Raw genomic sequence first — 19761 nt, 5'->3', positions numbered from 1 at the left:
CAAGGAACGAGTACCGGCCTGCCTTCTTTCACAATTCGTCGTCCCATTGCTGAAAGCCACCCGGCGCCGGGCTCCTTATACTCGAATGATCCATGACTCGAAGGAGCGATGCTTCATCCTTCCGAGCCTTCTCGAGCAAAAGGAGCGTGACATGACTCAGACCCCGACCCGCAGCGACTTCGACCAGTACATGGTGCCCAACTATGCGCCGCAGCAAACCATTCCGGTGCGTGGCGAGGGCAGCCGTCTGTGGGATCAGCAGGGCAAGGAGTACATTGATTTCGCCGGTGGCATCGCGGTGAACGCGTTGGGCCACTGCCATCCGGTGCTGGTCGATGCGCTCAAGACGCAGGCCGACAAGCTCTGGCATCTGGCCAATATCTACACCAATGAGCCGGCTCTCGAGCTGGCGCGCAATCTGGTCGAGCGCACCTTCGCCGACAAGGTCTATCTGTGCAGCTCCGGCGGCGAGGCCAACGAGGCCGCGCTCAAGCTGGCGCGTCGCTGGGCCCATGACCAGCATGGCGAGCACAAGAGTCGCATCGTCTCCTTCGGCAAGTCCTTCCACGGCCGCACGCTGTTTACCGTCAGCGTCGGCGGTCAGCCCAAGTATTCCCAGGGCTTCGGCCCGGTGCCCGGCGGCATCGAGCATGGCGAGTTCAACGACCTTGAAAGTGTGCGTCACCTGATCGATGACGATACCTGTGCGGTGATGGTCGAGCCGATGCAGGGCGAGGGCGGCATCATTCCCGCCGACCCGGCCTTCCTCGAGGGGCTGCGAGAACTCTGCGATGCCCACGATGCGCTGCTGATCTTCGATGAGGTGCAGACCGGCGTTGGCCGTACCGGCTCGCTGTTCGCCTACATGCAGTACGGCGTGACCCCCGACATCCTGACCAGCGCCAAGGCGCTGGGTGGCGGCTTTCCGGTGGGCGCCATGCTGACCACTGACCGCATCGCCCCGGCGCTGACGCTGGGCACCCACGGTTCTACCTATGGCGGCAATGCGCTGGCCTCGGCGGTGGCCCTGGCGGCGCTGCAGCACATCGACACGCCCGAGGTGCTCGAGGGCGTGGCGCGCAAGCATGAGCTGTTCCGCGAGCATCTGGAAACGATCAATCGCAAGTACCAGGTGTTCAAGGAAATCCGTGGCATGGGGCTGCTCATCGGCGCCGAGATGCGTCCGGAATACGAGGGGCGCGCCAAGGAAATCCTGCCTCTCGCCATCGAGGAAGGGCTGATGGCGCTGATCGCCGGCCCCAATGTGCTGCGCATGGCGCCCTCGCTGGTGATTCCCGAGGCCGACATCGCCGAGGGCATGGCGCGTCTCGAGCGAGCCATCGCGCGTCTGGTGGGCGAGCAGTGAGCCGCGCTTCCGCCATGCCGCAAGTCGACACCCGAGGAGGTCATGCCATGTTGGTGGTACGTCCTGCCCGGCCGGCGGATCTGCCGGCCCTGGAGCGCCTGGCGGGCAGCGCGACGCCGCGCCTGACCAACCTGCCGGCGCATCGTGACCGTCTGGAGGAGCGCATCGCGCGCTCCCAGCGCGCCTTCGACGCCGAAGTCGAGTTTCCCGGCGATGAGCATTACACCTTCGTGCTGGAGGACCTGGAGCGGGGCGAGGCGGTAGGCACCGCCACCATTCGCGCCCAGGCCGGTGCCCAGGAGGCTTACTACACCTATCGCCAGGAGACGCTGATCCACGCCTCGCAGCAACTCGATGTACGCCGCGAGGTGCCGACTCTGTCGTTGTCCCATGAGGTGTCGGAAGCCAGCCTGCTGTGCGCCTATTCACTGGATCCGCACTATCGCGGCACCAGTGCCGAGAGCCTGTTGCGCCGCGCACGCCTGATGTTCATCGCCCAGTATCCGGAGCGCTTCGCCGAGGTGCTGGCCATGGCCTTCCCCGGCTACCTGGACAGCGAGCAGCAGTCGCCGTTCTGGAACAGCGTGGGTCGCCACTTCTTCGTGCGCGACTTCCAGGAGATCAACTACATCGCCGGCGTGCGCTCGAAGAGCTTCATCGCCGAGGTAATGCCGCAGTTTCCGCTCTATCTGGCCCTGCTCTCGCCTCAGGCGCGGGCTGCTGTGGGTCGTGAGCACCCGGCCTATGAGTCGGCCGTGGGCGAAATGCTGGCCGAGGGCTTCCTGCGTTCGCGGCATGTCGACATCTTCGATGCCGGCCCGGTGGTCAAGGGCGAGCGCTCGCGCCTGGAGAGCTTCCGTCAAGCGGCCTGGCACCCGGTGCGCGTGCGTCCGGCCCACTCGCTGCCCGATGCCGAACCGGCCATGGTGGCCAATCAGCGCCTCGGCGATTTCCGCTGTGTGGTGGCGCGTTACGCCCTGTCGCCGACCGGCCAGCTCATGCTGTCGCCGGAGCATGCCGAGCTGCTGGGCGTCGAGGAAGGCCGTGCCGTCCTGGTCGCGCCCCTCGCCCTGGCCGGCAGTGAGCTGGATCCCGGTTACGACGAAGGAGAGCTGTAATGCGCATTCGACCGATTGCCGAGTCCGATCTAGAAGGACTGCGCGTGCTGGCCCGTGAAACCGGCGTCGGCTTCACCTCCTTGCCGGATAACACCGAATTCCTGGCGGCCAAGATCGCCACGGCGGTGAGCGCCTTCAATGGCGAGACGCCGGAGGAAAGCCGGCTGTACTTCTTCGTCCTCGAGGACGAAGTCGAGGGCAAACTGGCCGGTTGCTGCGCCATCGAGAGTCAGGTGGGGCGCGAGATTCCCTTCTACCATTATCGTGTGGGCACCCTGGCGCACTCTTCGGTGCAGCTCGATCTGCATCGCACCATCGATACGCTCTTTTTGAGTTCCGACCATACCGGGGATGCCGAGGTGGCCTCGCTGTTCCTGCGTGCCGAATATCGGGGGGCCGACCGGCGCCATGAGCGCAACGGCGCCCTGCTGTCGATGATGCGCTGGCTGTTCATGGCCGAGTTCCGCCAGACCTTTCCCGACAAGGTGCTGGCCGAGATGCGCGGTCTGTTCGACGCCGACGGCCGCAGCCCCTTCTGGGAATGCCTGGGCAGTCACTTCTTTCCCCTGGATTTCAGCGAGGCCGATCGCCTGACCGGCCTGGGGCAGAAAAGCTTCATCGGCGAGCTGATGCCCAAGTTCCCGATCTATACGCCCTTCCTCTCCGAGGAAGCCCGCGCCTGCATCGGCCAGGTCCACGATGATACCCGCCCCGCACTGGCGATGCTCAAGAAGGAAGGGCTGCGCTGGGAAGGCTTCATCGACATCTTCGATGGCGGCCCCACCGTCGAGGCCTATATCGACGATGTACGCGGGGTTCGCCTGTCGCGGCCCTGCCGGGTCGAGATCAAGGCCGGCGAGCTGGAGCAGACACCGCGTCCGCGCTGGCTGGCGGCCAACACCGTGATGGCGGATTTTCGCGCCGCCTGGGTCGGCCGTGGTCCCGATGAGCACGGCACACTCACCCTGAGCGAGGCCGAGGCCGAGCGGCTGGAAGTCAGCGCCGGCGACACTCTGCGCATTCTGGATACCGACGAGGAGGCATGATGAAGGCGACGCAACAGCTACTGATCGGCGGCCACTGGCAAACCGGCGAGGCCGCGGCAATCGTCAAGCATGACCCCGTGAGCGGCGAATCGCTGTGGTCCGGCGGCGCTGCCAGCGAGGCCCAGGTGGGCGCTGCCGTGGAGGCCGCCCGTTCCGCCATGCCCGACTGGGCGCGCATGCCCCTGGAAGAGCGCAAGGCGCTGGTCGAGCGTTTCCGCGAAGTGCTGGAAACCCATCGCGAAGACCTGGCCACGGCGATTGCCCACGAGACCGGCAAACCGCTGTGGGAGGCGCGCACCGAGGTGGGCGCCATGATCGGCAAGGTGGCGATCTCGATTCGCGCCCAGCAGGAACGCGCCGGCGAGCGCGAACGCGACCTGGGGGATGCGCGTGCCGTGCTGCGTCATCGTCCGCATGGCGTGATGGCGGTCTTCGGCCCCTACAACTTCCCCGGGCACCTGCCCAACGGCCACATCGTGCCGGCGCTGCTGGCCGGCAACAGCGTGGTCTTCAAGCCCAGCGAGCAGACGCCGCTGACCGCCGACCTGACCCTGCAGTGCTGGCGTGAGGCCGGTCTGCCGGACGGTGTCATCAACCTGGTACAGGGTGCGGCACCGGTGGGGCAGGCGTTGTCACAGCACCCGGGCATCGACGGCCTGCTGTTTACCGGCAGCGCCAAGGTCGGTGGCCTCTTGCAGCGTCAGTTTGCCGATCAGCTGGGCAAGATCCTGGCGCTGGAGCTCGGCGGCAACAACCCGCTGGTGGTCAAGGACGTGCCGGATCAGGACGCTGCCGTGCTGACCATTCTGCAGTCGGCCTTCGCCTCCGGCGGGCAGCGCTGTACCTGCGCCCGGCGCCTGATCGTGCCGCGCGGCGCGGCCGGCGACCAGCTGCTGGAGGGCCTCGCCGAGGCCATCGGCAAGCTGCGCGTGGCCAGCCAGTTCGCCGAGCCGGCGGGCTTCTACGGCGGCCTGGCCACCCTGGAGGCCGCGGATGGTCTGCTGGAAGCGCAAGCAGACCTCGAAGCGCGAGGCGGCCGCGTGCTGTCGCGCATGGCGCGTCTGGAGGAGGGCACCAGCCTGCTTTCGCCGGCGCTGATCGACGTCACCGGCGTCGAGGTGCCCGATGAAGAGCACTTCGGCCCCCTGCTCAAGGTCTATCGCAGCGCCGACTGGGACGAGGCGATCGCCATGGCCAACGATACCCGCTACGGTCTGTCCGCCGGGCTGATCGGCGGCGAGCAGGCCGACTGGGATGACTTCCTGCTGCGCATCCGCGCCGGCATCGTCAACTGGAACCGTCAGACCACCGGTGCCTCGGGCGATGCGCCCTTCGGCGGGGTGGGCGACAGCGGCAACCACCGGCCGAGCGCCTACTATGCCGCCGACTACTGCGCCTATCCGGTGGCGTCCATGGAAAGCCAGGACCTGCATCTGCCAGACCAACTGCCGCCGGGGATCACGCTATGACCGAGATGATTCAGGATGTGCGCGAAGTCAACTTCGATGGCCTGGTCGGCCTGACGCACAACTACTCCGGGCTGGCCCATGGCAACATGGCCTCGATGACCCATCAGGGGCTGATCGCCAATCCCCGCGAGGCCGCGCTGCAGGGCCTGGAAAAGATGAAGTCGCTGATGGAGGCCGGCTATGCCCAGGGCGTGCTGCCGCCTCAACAGCGGCCGGACCTCGGGGCGCTGCGCGAGCTGGGCTTCACCGGCAGCGATGCGCAGGTGCTGGCCCGGGCGGCCGACGAGGCGCCTCAGGTGCTACGCGCGGTGTGCTCGGCGTCCAGCATGTGGACCGCCAATGCGGCCACGGTCACGCCCGGCCGGGATGCCGCCGATGGTCGCGTGCACTTCACGCCGGCCAACCTGCAGTCGAGCTTCCATCGCTACCTGGAGCCGCCGACCACCGGGCGAGTGCTGGCGTCGATCTTTGCCGACTCTGCGCACTTCGCCCATCATCCGGCGCTGCCGGCCACCCCGGCCTTCTCCGATGAGGGCGCGGCCAACCATACCCGGCTGTGTGCCGAGCATGGTGAAGCCGGCGTGCATCTGTTCGTCTACGGGCGTCAGGCCTTCGGTGGTGATGGTGTCGAGCCCGCTCGCTTCCCGGCCCGGCAGACCCTCGAAGCCAGTCAGGCGGTGGCTCGTCAGCACGGCCTGAGCGAGGCGCAGACCGTCTTCGCTCAGCAGCATCCGGACGCCATCGACGCCGGCGTCTTCCACAACGACGTCATCGCCGTGGGCAATGGTCCCGTGCTGCTCTACCACGACATGGCCTTCCGGGACGAGGAAGCTACCCTGGATGCCCTGCGCGCGAAGATGCCCGAGCCGCTGATCCCGGTGCGTGTGCCCAGCGAGGCGGTCAGTCTCGAGGATGCCGTGGCCTCCTACCTGTTCAACTCGCAGCTGCTCAGCAACCCCGACGGCAGCATGACCCTGGTGGTGCCCGGCGAGTGTCAGGAGCGCGAATCGGTATGGCGCTGCATCCAGGATCACCTGCTGGCCGGTAACAACCCGATCAGCGAGGTAGTGGTCAAGGACGTCAAGCAGAGCATGCGCAATGGCGGTGGCCCCGCCTGTCTGCGCCTGCGCGTGGCCCTCTCGGCCCGCGAGCGCGCGGCGATTTCCGGCCGTGTGCTGCTCGACGACGCCCTGCATGGCGAGCTGACGACCTGGGTCCAGCGCCACTACCGCGACCGCCTGAGTCCGGCGGACCTCGCCGACCCGCAGCTCGCCGAGGAATGCCGCGTCGCCCTCGACGAACTGTCGCGACTCCTCGGGCTCGGCAATGTCTACCCCTTCCAGCTCGGCTGAGGCATGACCTCACCGGTTCTGGCCTATCAGGCCGCGCTGGAGGCGGGCTTTGTCGCCGATGAGGCTCAATGGCAGGCCGTGAGGGTGCTGGAGGAGACGCACCAGTCGCTGGCGCGGGGCGAGCCCCGGGTGCCCGGGGTCTATCTCTGGGGCACCGTGGGGCGTGGCAAGACCTGGCTGATGGATGCCTTTCAGCGCAGCCTGGGCGTGCCGGTCATTCGCCAGCATTTCCATCACTTCATGCGCTGGGTGCATCGCCGCCAGTTTCAGTTGACCGGCACGGCGGATCCGCTGGCGCGGCTGGCCGCCGAGCTGGTCGGTGAAGCCCGTGTGCTATGCCTCGATGAGCTGTTCGTCAACGATATCGCCGATGCCATGCTGCTGGGGCGCTTGCTGACCGAACTGTTCGAGCAGGGCGTAACGCTGGTCACCACCTCCAATCAGGCGCCGGCCGACCTGTATGCCGATGGCTTCAACCGCGAGCGTTTCCTGCCGGCCATCGCGGCGATCGAGCAGGGCACTCGGGTGGTGCACCTGGAGGGGGAACAGGATCATCGGCGCCATCCCGGGGCGCCGGAACCTCGCTACTGGGTCCGCGGCGAGGCCGAGTACAGCGTGCTGCCGGCCGTGTTCGAGCGGTTGAATCACGGCCGGCCCGCCAGCGACGAGGCGATCAGCCTGGGGCATCGCGCCATCCGGGTGCGTGCCCGTGGCGATGACACCCTGTGGTGTGACTATGATGCGCTCTGCGAGCGGCCGCTCTCGGCGCTGGACTTCATCGTTCTGTGCGACCGCTTTCGCCGAATCGTGCTGGGAGAGGTGCCCTGTCTGGCCGGCACGCCCCGGGCCGCGCGAATCGCGCGTGGCACCGAGGACGCCGGGCAACGCGTCGATGCCGGTGACCGCGAACTACCGCCACTCTCGCGCCAGGACGATGGCGTGCGGCGCTTCATCGCCCTGGTCGACGAATGCTACGACCGCGGCATCCCGCTGTATATCGAGGCCCGGGTGGCTATGGAGGAACTCTATCCCGCCGGGCACCTGGCCTTCCCGTTCCGGCGCACCCTGAGTCGCCTGCGCGAGATGCAACTGGCGCGCTTCGGCCCTTGAGCCGTTGCGCGCCCCGGCTCAGCCGCTGCTAGCGCCGCCCACCATGCCGCTGCGCAAGGGGGCTCGGTCGCCGCCGGCGCCGAGGTGCGAGGCCACGGCGTCTTCCGGTGAGCCGGCCAGTTCGCGGAACATGCCCATGGAGCCCAGCAGGGCGGAGGATTCGTAGGGCACGAAGACGCGCTCACCTTCCTGCGCCATCTTGGGCAGTACCTTGATGTAACTCTGGCCGAGCAGATAGCCGACCACCGTCTGCTTGTTGTCCTCGCTGTCGCCGAGGGCGTTGAGCACCAGCTTGATCGACTCCTGCTCGCCCTGGGCGCGCAGGATGGCGGATTCCTTGTCGCCCTCGGCGTTGAGAATCGCGGACTCGCGCTGGCCCTGGGCGGTGGCGATGGCCGCGGATTTCTCGCCTTCGGCCTCGGTCACGGTGGCGCGGCGCTTGCGTTCGGCGGCCATCTGCAGGCGCATGGCCGACTCGACTTCCTCGGGCATGGCAATATCCTGCACCTCGACCCGCGAGATCTTCACGCCCCACTTGGAGGCGGCTTCTTCCATGGCGGCCTGGATCTCGTTGTTGACCTCGGCACGTGACTCGAAGAGCTTGTCGAGTTCCATCTTGCCGACCACCGAACGCAGGGTGGTCTTGGCCAGCACCTCCACCGCCTGGCTCATGTTCTCGACCTCGTAGACCGCCCGCTTGGGGTCGATAATCTGGTAATACAGCGCGCCATTGATGGTCACCGTGACGTTGTCGGTGGTCACCACCGGCTGGCCGGGGAAATCCATGACGGTTTCGCGGCGATCGATGCGTGTCTCGTCGCTGGTGATGGCGTGATAGTCGTCACCGGACTTGCGGTAGCGGATCATGGTGATGGCGCGCGGCTGCTCGATGAACGGAATGATGATGTTGATGCCGCTTTCGAGCAGGCGATTGAAGGAGCCCAGCCGTTCGATGACCATCACTTCCGACTGGCGCACGACGACCAGCCCCTTGATGATGACGACGATGCCGATGACGACGATGAGCAGGCTGAGAATCAGCCCCGGGCTGATGGGTAAATCCATGGTCAGGTTTCCTTGTGGTCAGCGATCGAGACGATGGCGGTGGTGCCATCGAATTCCTTGAAGGTGACGAGCATGCCCGCCGCAAGCTGTGGTTTACTGGTCGTATCCACCGATGCCTCGAGGCGCACCCGGTAGAAGTCACCATTGACCTTGATGCCCAGGGCGCCATCGAAATCACGCTGGATGACGCGGTACGTCGAGCCCTGTTCCACCCCGGTGCCGGTGGTGCCGTAGGCGACGCCGGAGGGCGAGAACCAGGGGCGGATGAACCAGATCGTCAGCGGCAGCAGTATGCCGGAGAACGCCCCCATGGCGAGCAGTTGCCAGGGCAGGGCGAGCCCCAGGGCGGCAACGCCGGCGGTCAGGGCGGCGGCCAGGCCCAGCGCCAGCAACAGCAAGGCGCCGGATGTCAGCTCGGCAAGCCCCAGCAGCAGGCCGATGACCAGCCAGGTATAGGCAGGATTCCAGTCCATGATGTCTCCGGTTCTTGAGGCGGCGCACCAGCGGATCGCGCCGTCATGCTGCTATGATGCGGGCAGGACACGGGTGTTGTCACCGCCGGCGGTGGATTCTTTCAGCAGGCCGCCGGTTGCGGCGGCAATCCCCGGCAGGACGCGGCGCCATGCCGGGCAACAGGATACCCCAGCAGGATGATGCGGCAGAGCGGAGGTAGCAGGTGACAGGTGTGGTCTACTGGCTGGACATGATTGGCGTGATCGTCTTCGCCCTCTCGGGCGTGATCCTCGCCTGCCGGTCGCGCATGGATCCTTTCGGCATGCTGGTGCTGGCCGCCATGACGGGCATTGGCGGTGGCACCCTGCGTGACCTGGTGCTCGGGGTTCGGCCGGTATTCTGGGTCGAGGATCCGGCCTATCTGTGGGTCATCCTGGCCACGGTCGGGCTGTCCATCCTGGGCTTCCATTACATTCACCGCCTGTCGCGGGTCTTCCTGCCGGTGGCGGATGCCTTCGGCCTGGCACTGTTCACGGTGCTCGGCGCGCACAAGGCGCTGCTGCTCGAGACCTCGGGCGTCGTGGCGGTGCTGATGGGGCTGCTGACGGGGGTGGCCGGCGGCATGATGCGTGATGTGCTGGCGCGGCGGGTGCCCATGGTGCTGCGCCAGGAAATCTATGCCACGGCCTCCATCGCCGGCGGCATGGCCTTCGTCGGCCTGCAGGCCCTCGGCGCTACCCTGTTGGCTGCCATGGGCGGCGGTCTGGCCATCACCCTGGGCCTGCGTCTGGCGGCGATACGTTGGCGCCTGGCGTTGCCGGTCTTTGCCTGGGTCGAGGTCGAGCGCCCGGCACCACCCACCCGGGAAGGCGAAGCCCCGCCGCCGCGCCGTCGGCCCAAGGCGCGGGTCAAGCTGCTGCCGCCCGAACGCACGGCGCGCCGCAAGGATCGGGCATGATAGCGCTGCCGTCATGGCATATCGCCCGGCCGCGCCTGGCCTGGCTGCTCCTGCTGCTGTGGCTCGGTGGCTGTGCCGGCGGGGTGCATCACGACGCGGCAGATTACACCCGGGTGGCCGCCGAGATCCGTCAGCATTACGAGGCCATCCTGCCGGATCTGCCGATGAGTGATCGGCGTCACTATGCACAACGCCTGTATCGCATTACCGGCGAAGCGCGTTACCTGCCGCTCAATCGTGCCTATGGCGAGCAACTGGTCGAGGAACTGCGCGCGGAGATCCCGGGGCTGAGTCAGCCGGCCGTGGTGGCGCAACGCGCCGAGGACGCACGCCGGGACTACCCCGAACGTACCGCCAAGCAGCGACGCCGCAAGCAGATGCTGGCCGAGTGGGGCGATATCGCCTACGCCAAGGGGCTGGCCTTCCGGCTCACCCAGGCCCGCTACCACGGGCTGCTCAACGACTCGGACCTGCCGGGCTACCGTCAGGCACTGGACTATCTGCGCAGCCTGGACTTTCGCGCCTTCGTGACGGCTCCGGGACCGCTGGAAGTCTACGCCGCCCAGGTGGCCAATCTGGTCTATTACCTGGATGAGCTGGGCGTGGCCGATCTGCGCCAGGCCTCGATCCAGGCCTTTCGTGCCCACTATCCGCCCGAGCGTGATGCCGGTCTGTCCCGGGCTTCCTATCGCAACAAGATCTACGGCATGACGCACTTCGTGATCGCGGCCAGCGACTACTATCAGCGGCCGGTGTCGGCCGACGAGTTCGGTTGGATACTGGAGGAATTCGCCGCCGATCTGGAGCGGATCCTGCGGGATACCAAGGCCGATATCTTTACCGAGGTCGGCATCAGCTTCCTGCTGGCAGGGCGCGAGGCGCATCCGGCGGTGCGTCGACTGCGCGACGCACTGCTGGCCCGCTATGACGCCGAGGCTCGCATGGTGCCCGCCGAACAGGGTGGTCTCGACCCTGCCCAGGGCGAACACCGTAATGTGCTGGCGATCATGCTACTGGACTGGCCGGAGCGGCTCTACCCCGGGCCCGACCTGAGCCTGTGAGCGATCCCGGGCGACGACGGACAGGCACGCATCGCCCGGATCGCTTCAACCGTGCAGCGTGAAGCTGTGGCCGTTGATCCACAGGTGGGCCATGACGCTGGCGACGTAGCCCAGCGCGATCACCGGGCTCCAGCGCAGGTGCCCCATGAAGGTGTAGTTGCCACGTGCCTGGCCCATCAGCGCCACGCCGGCGGCCGAGCCCACGGACAGCAGGCTGCCGCCGACGCCGGCCGTCAGGGTGATCAGCAGCCAGTGGCCATGGGACATGTCGGGTTCCATGGTCAGCACGGCGAACATCACCGGGATGTTATCGACCACCGCCGAGACCACGCCCAGGGCGACATTGGCCCAGGTGGCATCCCACTGGGTATAGAGCACATCGGAGAGCAGCCCCAGGTAGCCCATGAAGCCCAGGCCGCCGACGCACATGACCACGCCGTAGAAGAACAGCAGCGTATCCCACTCGGCGCGTGCCACGCGGTTGAAGACATCGAAGGGCACCACACTGCCCAGCTGTTCGAGCTTCTTCCAGTCGCCACGCTGGGTGTAGCGGCTGCGCTTGCGTTCCAGCGAGCGCGGCAGGCTCTGGCGCAGGTAATAGCCGAAGAACTGCAGATAGCCCAGGCCGGTCATCATGCCGAGTACCGGGGGCAGGTGCAGCAGGGTGTGGCAGGCCACGGCGGTGGCCACGGTCAGGAAGAACAGGCAGATGATGCGCCGCGCCCCGCGCTTGAGCCAGATATCTTCCTCGACCCCGGCAGGCTTGCGGTTCTGGATGAAGCAGCTCATCACCAGGGCGGGAATCACGAAGTTGACCAGTGACGGCACCAGCAGCGCGAAGAACTCCTGGAAGTGCACCAGGCCGGCCTGCCAGACCATCAGCGTGGTGATGTCGCCGAAGGGACTGAAGGCGCCGCCGGCATTGGCCGCCACCACGATGTTCACGCAGGCCAGGTTGATGAAGCGCTTGTCGCCTTCGGCCACCTTGGTGATCACGGCACACATCAGCAGGGCGGTGGTCAGGTTGTCGGCGATCGGCGAGATGACGAAGGCCAGCACCCCGGTGAGCCAGAACAGCATGCGATAGCTGAAGCCCTTGCGGACCATCCAGGAGCGCAACGCATCGAAGACATTGCGCTCTTCCATGGCGTTGATGTAAGTCATCGCCACCAGCAGGAAGAGCATGAGCTCACTGAATTCGAGCAGGGTCTCGCGAAAGGCATGCTCCGACTCGCTGGGCATGCCGGCCTTGACGTAGACCCAGCCGATCAGGGCCCAGATGATGCCGGCGGCGACCAGTACCGGCTTGGACTTGCGCATGTGCAGCTTTTCTTCGGCCATGACCAGCGCATAGGCCAGCACGAAGACGGCGACCGCCAGAAAGCCGACGAAGGAGGTGGTCAGGTCGAGCCCGCCACTGGCGGCGAAGGCCGGAAGCGTCGGAAACAGGGTCAGCAAGGCGACGCAGGCCAGCATCAGCCGGGGCGTGAGAAGGGGGCCACGTCGTGATCTGTGTGCGGGGCGACAGAAACTTTGCAGCATCATTATTAACCTGGTTGTTAAATGGCCGGAAAAGGACGAAAAATCCCGTAAATCTTACCATTTTGTCAGCGTTGACATGGTGGTTTGGCCTGCCCCTTTGGTAGGAGATAGCGATATGCTTGACAGTCGGCGCAACATGCCGGGAGATGGCCCGGGGCCCAGACGGGCGCCCCGTGAGGGGATTTTTATGGCATCATCTGCAGGTGCCGGCCGGGATGCCGGATGAGTTCAGCAACGCCAATGACACAGGCAGACTTCGACGCATGTTTCTCGACGATTATCACTCGCGCACGGGCTCGCGCATCCACATAACCGCCGATCAAGCGAGCCGCTTCGCCAAGCGTGTGGCCGGTGACTACAACCCTATCCACAATGCGGATGCGCGGCGTTTCTGCGTCCCGGGAGACCTCTTGTTCGCGCTGGTGCTGGCGCACTTCGGACTGTCACAGAACATGACCTTCCGTTTCCTGAGCATGGTCGGCGACAGTGTGCCGCTGACCTTCAGCGAGGGCGAGGACGGCGTGATCCGGGTGCTGGACGATGCCGACAAGTGTTATCTCGAGGTGTGTCGGGATGGCGAGGTCACTCACGACGAAGCCGTGGTGGAGGCCTTCACGCGCTGTTATGTGGCGTTTTCCGGCAAGAATTTTCCGCATTACCTCAAGCCGCTGATGGAAGACCATGGCGTCATGTTCAACCCGCGTCGTCCGCTGGTGATCTACGACAGCATGGGATTCTCGCTGAACCGCCTGGATGGGGACGACCCCGGCCTGGAGCTGCTGGCGTCGTCACTGGACGTGGCCGGCAAGCGCGGCGACGTGCAGCTGGACTTCCGCATCGTCGCCGGTGGCGAGGAGATCGGCAGTGGCGCCAAGAAGCTGGTCGTCAGCGGCCTGTGTGACTATGACGCCGGCGCCATGGATGACATCGTCGATGAATTCTATCGACTGAAGGCCGACTACGAGGCCAGCTGGTAAGGACCTTCCGTCTCGCCAGGTTGCCGACGATGATGCGGCTGGCGCCGTGTCAGCCAGGCACCAGGTTCAGCACCACTCCACCCAGGCCGCATACCAGCACGGCCATCCAGGCCGGCTGTCGCCAGACGGCCAGCAGCGTGAAGCCGACCAGCGCCAGCGCGAATTCGCGGGGCCCGAGGATCGCGCTGGTCCACACCGGCTGATACAGCGTGGCCACCAGCAACCCCACCACGGCGGCATTGGCGCCGCGCATCAGCGCCTGGATGGTGGTGCGCTCGCGCAGGCTGTTCCAGAACGGCAGAGCCGCCATCAACAGCAGCATGCCCGGCAGGAAGATGGCCACCAGGGCCAGTCCCGCCCCGATCAGGCCCCCGGGCACCGTATCGGCCGCCATGCCCAGATAGGCCGAGAAGGTGAAGAGCGGGCCGGGTACCGCCTGGGCCGCCCCATAGCCGGCCAGGAAGTCGTCGGCACTCACCCAGCCGGGCTGGACGACGGCTGCATCGAGCAGTGGCAACACCACATGCCCTCCACCGAATACCAGGGCGCCGGCGCGGTAGAAGGCATCGAACAGGGCCAGGCCCGACCCCGTCGCCGCCAGCATCGGCAGGCCCAGCAGCAGGGCCAGGAACAGGCCCAGGCAGAGCAGGCCGCCGCGGCGGGAAATGCCGATGCCCGGCACCGGTGGCCGTGCCTCGGTGCTGCCACGGCAGAACAGCAGGCCGGCCAGTCCGCCGAGCACGATGGTCACGACCTGACCCAAGGTGCCCCCCAGCGCCGTGACCAGCAGCGTGGCGGCGACGGCGATGGCGGCTCGCTGGCTATCCGGGCAGAGGTTGCGTGCCATGCCCCAGACCGCATGGGCGACGATGGCCACGGCCACCACCTTGAGGCCCTGCAGCAGGCCGTTGCCGACCACACCGTCGAGGCTGCCGGCTCCCATGGCGAACAGCATCAGCAGCAGGGCCGAAGGCAGGGTGAAGGCCGTCCAGGCCGCCAGGCCGCCCAGTGGGCCGGCCCGCATCATCCCGAGGGCGAATCCCACCTGGCTGCTCGCCGGGCCGGGCAGGAACTGACACAGCGCCACCAGATCCGCGTAGGCATGTTCATCGAGCCATTGGCGACGCTTGACGAATGCCTCGCGGAAATAGCCCAGGTGGGCCACCGGGCCGCCGAAGGCGGTCAGTCCGAGCAACAGAAAGGCGCGAAACACTTCCCTGGCAGGGCGGCTTTCAGGCGATGACGACATGATGAGGGTCAATCCGTGCAGTGCGATGGATGGTGGCCCGCGGCCTGTGATCCGGCCCGGCCGAGCCTCGGCAGAACCCATGAGGTATGGTCCGGCCCACAGGCCATGGCGTATTTTGGCATATCAGATTATCACCGAGAGATGACAAGACGATGATTCGTACCCTGCTGCTCGATACGCAAGGCCAGGCGACGCCCGGCGGCGAAGAACAGATCGCGACCTGGCGCGACTCGCCCGAGAGCCGCATCTGGATCGACCTGCAGGGCGAGGATGCCGACAGCAAACGCGCGCTGCTCGAGGCCTTCGATTGCCATCCCATGGCCGTCGACGATGCCCTGCGGGACCTGCACCCGCCCAAGATCGAGGAATTCGACCACCACACACTGATTCTCTACCGCGGCATTTCGGCCTTCGACAGCGAGCTGGATTATGTCCCTCAGCAGATGGTGTTCGTGCTCGGCGAGCGCTTCCTGATCAGTCTGCATCCGGGGAGGGCCATGAGCATCGACCGCTTGTTCGAGCGTGAGGGTGCTCGTCTGCTCGAGCGCTCACCGGAGTATGTGGCGCTGCGCGTCATGTATACCTCGGCCGGCTTCTATCTGGATAGCCTGCTGGAGTTCGACACCCAGCTCAGCGGTATCGAGGACGCGCTGGTCAATGACGGCAGCGATGCCCTGATGCGCCGCGTGATCGCCTATCGTTCGCGGCTGGTGAAGATGCGCCGTATCTTCAACTATCACGTCGGCATTACCCAGGAACTGCTCGGCTCGGATTACCAGCATCTGTCGCGGTCCAAGGAGGAAACGCTGCACGCCATCAATGATGTGCATGAGCGTTTCGATCGTCTGCTGACGCTGACCCAGATGTACTACGACATCTGCGGCGATCTGGTGGACGGCTATCTCTCGCTGTCCTCCCACCAGCTCAACAGCACCATGCGCATCCTGACGGTGATTACCGCCATCTTCGTGCCGCTGAGTTTCCTGGCCGGGCTGTATGGCATGAACTTCGCCCACATGCCCGAGCTTGGGTGGCGCTATGGCTACTTCCTGCTGCTTGGCGTCATGCTGGCGCTGGTGGCCGGCATGCTGTATCTGTTCCGACGCAAGCGCTGGCTGTAACAGGCTGCCGAGGCAACAACAGCATGTGCGAGATGCCCGCCATACCCGGTGCGGCGCGATATGCATGCTGGCGGCAGGACCGACCCGGTCGCATCGTGAGGGGCCACACATCGAGGAGCGGGGTGCCGAGACTCCCTGACAGGACGACCAGCACCCTCGCTCGAGGCCGGGAGGTCACATATCCCGCTGCGGGCGGCGGATGGCCCTCAGCCGGCCGCTGGGTCCGCCGCCGCAGAAGAAGCGGTCGGCCCCGTCGGACTCGAGGCCCGAGACGCCGGTGTCGCCCGGCAGGTCTAGGCTCTGCTGGACCTCGCCCGTATGCGGGTCGATCCGCCGTACATCGCTCTCGCCGTTTTCCCAGGTGCCGTGCCAGAGTTCGCCGTCGACCCAGGTGACCCCGGTGACCATGCGGTTGGATTCGAGGGTGCGCAGCACCTCGCCGGTGCTGGGGTCGACCTGAATAATCTTGCGCCCATGGTGCTGCCCCACCCAGAGGGTGCCTTCGGCCCAGGCCAGTCCCGAGTCATCCTCACCGTTGGGCGAGGGTATCGTCGCGAGCACGTCCCCCGTTTCCGGGTCGATGCGCTGGATGCGTTTGCCGGCGATCTGGAACAGGTGCTGGCCATCGAAGGCCGTGCCGGCGGTTGCGGCGGCATCCACCGCACGCCCTGTGTGGCCGCTGCCCGGATCGAGGGTGGTCAGCGTCTCGCCGGTCGCCAGCCAGATGGAGCGGCCATCGAATGACACGCCATGCACGCAGTCGATGCCGGGAAAGGGGCCGTACTCGCGGATCACTTCGGCTGAATGTCGTTGCATTGTCTTCTCCTGGGTTGTCGGTTACCTGGCTAAGGCTAGCCGCTCGGCAGTGGACCGGGGAGTAACAAGGTTGTCGTGAATCCGGGGATGGTGCCTGCCATCCAGCGTCGTGCCCGTCCGCGGCCATACGCCTGTACCTTGCCGGTCGTCGCCAGCGCATCGAGCGAGCGCTGAGCGGTGCGTTGGCTGACTCCCAGAGCGAATGCCAGGGCCGAACTCGACCAGGCCTCGCCGTCGGCGAGCAGTGCCAGCACATCGGCATGCGGGGTATCGTCGGGAGGCGCCAGCACGACGACCTCGTGAGCGTCATCGGGTACCAGCGAGAAGCCGCGGCGCGTCGCGTTCACCGAGGCCAGCGAGCGTAGCACCGTGCGCAGCCGACCGATCTCGACCCGCAATCGCGCGCGATGCGTTTCATCGACGTAGCGCGTGCGGAAGGCGCGCTTGATGAGGGTTTCCCGCGGTACGTCGACGGGCCACGCCTCGCCCAGGATACGCACGAGCGCGAACAGCACCGGCCGCCGGGTCAGCGATACCAGGGTGTCGGTGTGGCGCACGACATGACGACACGCATCCACCACGAAGGCCTGTGATGCCAGGAGGGCCTCGACATCCGCAAGCAGGAGCGGGCGCTCGTTGCCACGCGTCATCTGGCGCGCCGCGGGGGTGTGCAGCACCCGGGTAGCGGCTTCGATCTCCGCCAGCAGGGCCGGAATGCCGGCGGCACGCGCGGCCTGCTCGGCCCTGGCGAGTGCGGCATGGACCCGGCCGGTCTTGAGGCGTCGTGTCGCGACCCCCGCCAGCACGAGCTCGTGGGCGGCCCGCAAGGCAGGTGGCAGGGCAGCGGGATCGATGGCGGCGAGCATCTGGTCGGCAGCGTCGAGGCGACCGCGCAGCAGCAGGTGGCGGGCCTCGAGGTGGCGGGCATGCGAGGCATTCACGAGATCGCCGTGTGCCTCGAGGGTGGTACGGGCGTCGCCGAGGGCGGGCGCGGACCAGCCGAGATCACGCGAGACGAGCGCGATCTCGGCCTCGGCGACGACGCATCGCGCTCGGGCCACCACCGCCCGCGAGCCGAAGGCGCGTGTGGCATCACGCAGGCGCTCCCGGGCCAGCGCGAGATCGCCGAGCTGCGCCAGGGCAATGCCTCTCAGGGCGAGGGCCGACGCGTCCTCGCGCAAGGCGATTCGGTTCAGTGCGTCGAGCGGGTCGCCCTTCGCGAGCGCGCGTCCCGCAGCCGCGATCAGGGCATCCATCGCAGTGTCGTCATCATGGCCATTCCCGATCCTGCCACTATACCCCATGGCGCGGAACTCGCGAGCATCCACGCGCCCGAAGGGGGCATGCCACGAGGGTGGGGCATGGAGAACGCGCGAGGAAGTGGCTGGCGGAGCGGATCGAGCAGCCCGGCGTCAGACGATGTGGCTCGGGTCCTTCTCGGTTTCGGGGGCGGCTTCCTCGGCGTCTTCTTCCTGCCAGGCACCGCTGATCATGCGGTACACCACGGCGCCCAGCAAGGCGCCGGTCATGGGTGCGATCCAGAACAGCCACAGCTGATCCATGGCCCAGTCACCGACAAACATCGCCGCGCTGGTGCTGCGTGCTGGATTGATCGAGCCATTGGTGATCGGCACGCTGATCAGGTAGATCATCGTCAGGCACAGGCCGGCGGCGAAGGGTGCGACCCTTGCGGGGGCACGCTTGTCGGTGGCGCCGAGCATGACGAAGACGTAGATCATGGTCATGAGCGTTTCGGTCAGCAGGGCGGAGATGACATCGTAGCCACCCGGGGAATGCTCGCCATAACCATTGGCACCGAAACCCTGCGAGAAATCGAAGCCGGGCTTGCCTGAGGCGATGAGGTACAGCATGCCCGCGGCAATCAGGGCCCCCATGAGCTGTGAAGCGATGTAGTAGGGCAGTTCATTGCCGGGGAAGCGGCCACCCGCCCATAGGCCGATGGAAACGGCGGGATTGAGGTGGCAGCCGGAGATATGGCTGATGGCCAATGCCATGGTCAGCATGGTCAGGCCAAAGGCCAGGGCAATACCCAGGAGCCCTATGCCCAGCGACGGAAAACTCGCGCTGAGCACTATGCTGCCGCAACCGAACAAGACCAGACAGAGAGTGCCGATGAACTCGGCGATATATCTTTCCATGTCCATGTCCCTCCAAGACATTGCGTCGATCAAAGCTCTCTCGACGTGGAAGAGTCTTGGGTCGCTGGGACGAACGACCATTTTCAGTCTGAGTCGGCAGCACAGATTATGACAAAGCAACAAATGTAAAATAATGTATAATTATTATCTAATATATAGACGGTGGAACTGCCCGGATAGGCACCGTCGCCTTGGCCGTGGCGGGTCCCTCCCGAGCGGTGCGGGTCTTACAGCTTGACCTTGCCGCGCAGCGCCTTGGTTCTGCCCTTGTTGACCTTCTTGTCGACCCGGCGGCGCTGCGAGCCCTTGGTCGGTTTGGTCGGCTTGCGGGTCTTGCGCTGCTTGACGGCGTCCTGGATCAGCTGACGCAGCCGCTCCAGGGCATCCTGTCTGTTGAGCTCCAGAGTGCGATGATTCTGCGCCTTGATGACGACCACGCCGTCCTTGCTGATGCGCTGATCGTGCAGCGTCATCAAGCGCTCCTTGTAGAAGGCGGGGAGCGTCGAATGAGGGATGTCGAACCGCAGATGAACCGCCGACGCCACCTTGTTGACCTTCTGGCCGCCCGCGCCCTGGGCGCGAATCTGGGAGATCTCGAGCTCCTGTTCGGTCAGCTCGACCGTATTGGAAATGCGTAGCATAGGGTCCTTGAAAGCGCGCTCATGTTGGCGATGACTGTCGAAGGGGCTCGAGCAGATGGCCGAGACCATTATGATCGATTTCATGCATGAGATGCAGCAGCCGGCCGATCTCCCCGGAGGGGAAGCCTTCCCGGGCAAACCAGTTGAGGTAGGGGCCGGGCAGGTCGGCGATGAGTGTGCCCTCATACTTGCCGAACGGCATCTTCAGGGTCAGCAGTCGTTCCAGGTCCTCGGGGTTCACGGTTGGGCTCCTTGCAT

The 19761-nt window shown here is 66.0% G+C and carries 19 protein-coding genes; 10 read left to right on the top strand and 9 right to left on the bottom strand.

The window, feature by feature from the left end:
• Nucleotides 1-151: 151 nt before the first annotated feature.
• Genes QWY79_RS05520 through zapE form a run of 6 tightly spaced genes read left to right on the top strand, consistent with a single transcriptional unit; the run spans nucleotide 152 to nucleotide 7461 of the window.
• Complete coding sequence (locus QWY79_RS05520) at nucleotides 152-1366, top strand: aspartate aminotransferase family protein (RefSeq protein WP_290270689.1); 1215 nt, start codon at nucleotides 152-154, stop codon at nucleotides 1364-1366.
• Between the two features lie 47 nt (nucleotides 1367-1413).
• The gene (locus QWY79_RS05515) at nucleotides 1414-2484 is read left to right on the top strand and encodes an arginine N-succinyltransferase (RefSeq protein ID WP_290270687.1); all 1071 of its coding nucleotides are present in this window, start codon (nucleotides 1414-1416) and stop codon (nucleotides 2482-2484) included.
• Nucleotides 2484-3530: an arginine N-succinyltransferase gene (astA, locus tag QWY79_RS05510; protein WP_290270685.1), complete on the top strand. Its 1047-nt coding sequence runs from the start codon at nucleotides 2484-2486 to the stop codon at nucleotides 3528-3530. The genes QWY79_RS05515 and astA overlap by 1 nt, the downstream gene beginning before the upstream one ends.
• On the top strand, nucleotides 3530-4999 hold the full coding sequence (gene astD, locus QWY79_RS05505) for a succinylglutamate-semialdehyde dehydrogenase (protein WP_290270849.1): 1470 nt from the start codon (nucleotides 3530-3532) through the stop codon (nucleotides 4997-4999). Before astA ends, astD begins: the two co-directional genes overlap by 1 nt.
• Before the next feature lie 5 nt (nucleotides 5000-5004).
• The gene (gene astB, locus QWY79_RS05500; protein ID WP_435389763.1) at nucleotides 5005-6351 is read left to right on the top strand and encodes an N-succinylarginine dihydrolase; all 1347 of its coding nucleotides are present in this window, start codon (nucleotides 5005-5007) and stop codon (nucleotides 6349-6351) included.
• Between the two features lie 3 nt (nucleotides 6352-6354).
• Nucleotides 6355-7461, top strand: a complete 1107-nt coding sequence (gene zapE, locus QWY79_RS05495; RefSeq protein ID WP_290270681.1) for a cell division protein ZapE — start codon at nucleotides 6355-6357, stop codon at nucleotides 7459-7461.
• 18 nt (nucleotides 7462-7479) lie between these two features.
• Here zapE and QWY79_RS05490 read toward each other — a convergent pair whose 3' ends face one another.
• Both QWY79_RS05490 and QWY79_RS05485 read right to left on the bottom strand, forming a co-directional pair.
• Nucleotides 7480-8526, bottom strand: a complete 1047-nt coding sequence (locus tag QWY79_RS05490) for an SPFH domain-containing protein (RefSeq protein WP_290270679.1) — start codon at nucleotides 8524-8526, stop codon at nucleotides 7480-7482.
• Nucleotides 8527-8528: 2 nt separating this feature from the next.
• Nucleotides 8529-8999 carry an NfeD family protein gene (locus tag QWY79_RS05485; RefSeq protein ID WP_290270677.1) on the bottom strand — a complete coding sequence of 157 codons (471 nt, stop codon included), beginning with the start codon at nucleotides 8997-8999 and terminating at the stop codon, nucleotides 8529-8531.
• A 203-nt stretch (nucleotides 9000-9202) separates the two neighbouring features.
• Here QWY79_RS05485 and QWY79_RS05480 point away from each other — a divergent pair, with 203 nt between their 5' ends.
• Nucleotides 9203-9937: a trimeric intracellular cation channel family protein gene (locus tag QWY79_RS05480; protein ID WP_290270675.1), complete on the top strand. Its 735-nt coding sequence runs from the start codon at nucleotides 9203-9205 to the stop codon at nucleotides 9935-9937.
• Nucleotides 9934-10998: a DUF3541 domain-containing protein gene (locus QWY79_RS05475; protein ID WP_290270674.1), complete on the top strand. Its 1065-nt coding sequence runs from the start codon at nucleotides 9934-9936 to the stop codon at nucleotides 10996-10998. Before QWY79_RS05480 ends, QWY79_RS05475 begins: the two co-directional genes overlap by 4 nt.
• A gap of 45 nt (nucleotides 10999-11043) precedes the next feature.
• Here QWY79_RS05475 and nhaD read toward each other — a convergent pair whose 3' ends face one another.
• Entirely contained in the window at nucleotides 11044-12474 is a 1431-nt protein-coding gene (gene nhaD, locus QWY79_RS05470) for a sodium:proton antiporter NhaD (RefSeq protein ID WP_290270672.1), read from the bottom strand.
• A gap of 329 nt (nucleotides 12475-12803) precedes the next feature.
• Here nhaD and QWY79_RS05465 point away from each other — a divergent pair, with 329 nt between their 5' ends.
• A complete protein-coding gene (locus QWY79_RS05465) occupies nucleotides 12804-13517 on the top strand; it encodes a DUF3581 family protein (protein ID WP_290270671.1) in 714 nt (237 codons plus the stop codon).
• A 49-nt stretch (nucleotides 13518-13566) separates the two neighbouring features.
• On the opposite strand, the gene chrA is transcribed toward QWY79_RS05465, so the two are convergent.
• Nucleotides 13567-14766 carry a chromate efflux transporter gene (gene chrA, locus QWY79_RS05460; RefSeq protein WP_290270669.1) on the bottom strand — a complete coding sequence of 400 codons (1200 nt, stop codon included), beginning with the start codon at nucleotides 14764-14766 and terminating at the stop codon, nucleotides 13567-13569.
• Between the two features lie 152 nt (nucleotides 14767-14918).
• On the opposite strand from chrA, the gene QWY79_RS05455 reads away from it, so the two are divergent.
• Entirely contained in the window at nucleotides 14919-15887 is a 969-nt protein-coding gene (locus QWY79_RS05455; RefSeq protein ID WP_141318836.1) for a magnesium transporter CorA family protein, read from the top strand.
• Nucleotides 15888-16061: 174 nt separating this feature from the next.
• On the opposite strand, the gene QWY79_RS05450 is transcribed toward QWY79_RS05455, so the two are convergent.
• From QWY79_RS05450 to QWY79_RS05430, 5 genes are all read right to left on the bottom strand, one after another.
• A complete protein-coding gene (locus QWY79_RS05450; protein WP_290270666.1) occupies nucleotides 16062-16703 on the bottom strand; it encodes an NHL repeat-containing protein in 642 nt (213 codons plus the stop codon).
• A 35-nt stretch (nucleotides 16704-16738) separates the two neighbouring features.
• Nucleotides 16739-18007: a helix-turn-helix domain-containing protein gene (locus tag QWY79_RS05445; RefSeq protein WP_290270664.1), complete on the bottom strand. Its 1269-nt coding sequence runs from the start codon at nucleotides 18005-18007 to the stop codon at nucleotides 16739-16741.
• A 108-nt stretch (nucleotides 18008-18115) separates the two neighbouring features.
• Nucleotides 18116-18862 (bottom strand): aquaporin Z, encoded by a 747-nt coding sequence (gene aqpZ, locus QWY79_RS05440; RefSeq protein ID WP_290270662.1) that lies wholly within the window; start codon nucleotides 18860-18862, stop codon nucleotides 18116-18118.
• A gap of 227 nt (nucleotides 18863-19089) precedes the next feature.
• On the bottom strand, nucleotides 19090-19503 hold the full coding sequence (gene arfB / locus QWY79_RS05435) for an alternative ribosome rescue aminoacyl-tRNA hydrolase ArfB (protein ID WP_290270660.1): 414 nt from the start codon (nucleotides 19501-19503) through the stop codon (nucleotides 19090-19092).
• Nucleotides 19504-19522: 19 nt separating this feature from the next.
• Nucleotides 19523-19744, bottom strand: coding sequence for a DUF3820 family protein (locus QWY79_RS05430; RefSeq protein WP_290270658.1), 222 nt, complete (start codon nucleotides 19742-19744; stop codon nucleotides 19523-19525).
• Nucleotides 19745-19761 lie beyond the last annotated feature (17 nt).

It is taken from the genome of Halomonas sabkhae (assembly GCF_030409265.1).
Taxonomy (GTDB): Bacteria; Pseudomonadota; Gammaproteobacteria; order Pseudomonadales; family Halomonadaceae; genus Halomonas; species Halomonas halmophila.
The sequence above is the reverse complement of the archived record's forward strand: the minus strand, read 5'-3'. Positions and strand labels throughout refer to the sequence as shown.

Bases quoted from the DNA above. Each gene is read 5' to 3' on its own strand.
- QWY79_RS05520 (WP_290270689.1), top strand. From the start codon at position 152: ATGACTCAGACCCCGACCCGCAGCGACTTCGACCAGTACATGGTGCCC.
- QWY79_RS05515 (WP_290270687.1), top strand. From the start codon at position 1,414: ATGTTGGTGGTACGTCCTGCCCGGCCGGCGGATCTGCCGGCCCTGGAG.
- astA (WP_290270685.1), top strand. From the start codon at position 2,484: ATGCGCATTCGACCGATTGCCGAGTCCGATCTAGAAGGACTGCGCGTG.
- astD (WP_290270849.1), top strand. From the start codon at position 3,530: ATGAAGGCGACGCAACAGCTACTGATCGGCGGCCACTGGCAAACCGGC.
- astB (WP_435389763.1), top strand. From the start codon at position 5,005: ATGATTCAGGATGTGCGCGAAGTCAACTTCGATGGCCTGGTCGGCCTG.
- zapE (WP_290270681.1), top strand. From the start codon at position 6,355: ATGACCTCACCGGTTCTGGCCTATCAGGCCGCGCTGGAGGCGGGCTTT.
- QWY79_RS05490 (WP_290270679.1), bottom strand. From the start codon at position 8,526: ATGGATTTACCCATCAGCCCGGGGCTGATTCTCAGCCTGCTCATCGTC.
- QWY79_RS05485 (WP_290270677.1), bottom strand. From the start codon at position 8,999: ATGGACTGGAATCCTGCCTATACCTGGCTGGTCATCGGCCTGCTGCTG.
- QWY79_RS05475 (WP_290270674.1), top strand. From the start codon at position 9,934: ATGATAGCGCTGCCGTCATGGCATATCGCCCGGCCGCGCCTGGCCTGG.
- nhaD (WP_290270672.1), bottom strand. From the start codon at position 12,474: ATGCTGGCCTGCGTCGCCTTGCTGACCCTGTTTCCGACGCTTCCGGCC.
- QWY79_RS05465 (WP_290270671.1), top strand. From the start codon at position 12,804: ATGTTTCTCGACGATTATCACTCGCGCACGGGCTCGCGCATCCACATA.
- chrA (WP_290270669.1), bottom strand. From the start codon at position 14,766: ATGTCGTCATCGCCTGAAAGCCGCCCTGCCAGGGAAGTGTTTCGCGCC.
- QWY79_RS05455 (WP_141318836.1), top strand. From the start codon at position 14,919: ATGATTCGTACCCTGCTGCTCGATACGCAAGGCCAGGCGACGCCCGGC.
- QWY79_RS05450 (WP_290270666.1), bottom strand. From the start codon at position 16,703: ATGCAACGACATTCAGCCGAAGTGATCCGCGAGTACGGCCCCTTTCCC.
- QWY79_RS05445 (WP_290270664.1), bottom strand. From the start codon at position 18,007: ATGGGGTATAGTGGCAGGATCGGGAATGGCCATGATGACGACACTGCG.
- aqpZ (WP_290270662.1), bottom strand. From the start codon at position 18,862: ATGGAAAGATATATCGCCGAGTTCATCGGCACTCTCTGTCTGGTCTTG.
- arfB (WP_290270660.1), bottom strand. From the start codon at position 19,503: ATGCTACGCATTTCCAATACGGTCGAGCTGACCGAACAGGAGCTCGAG.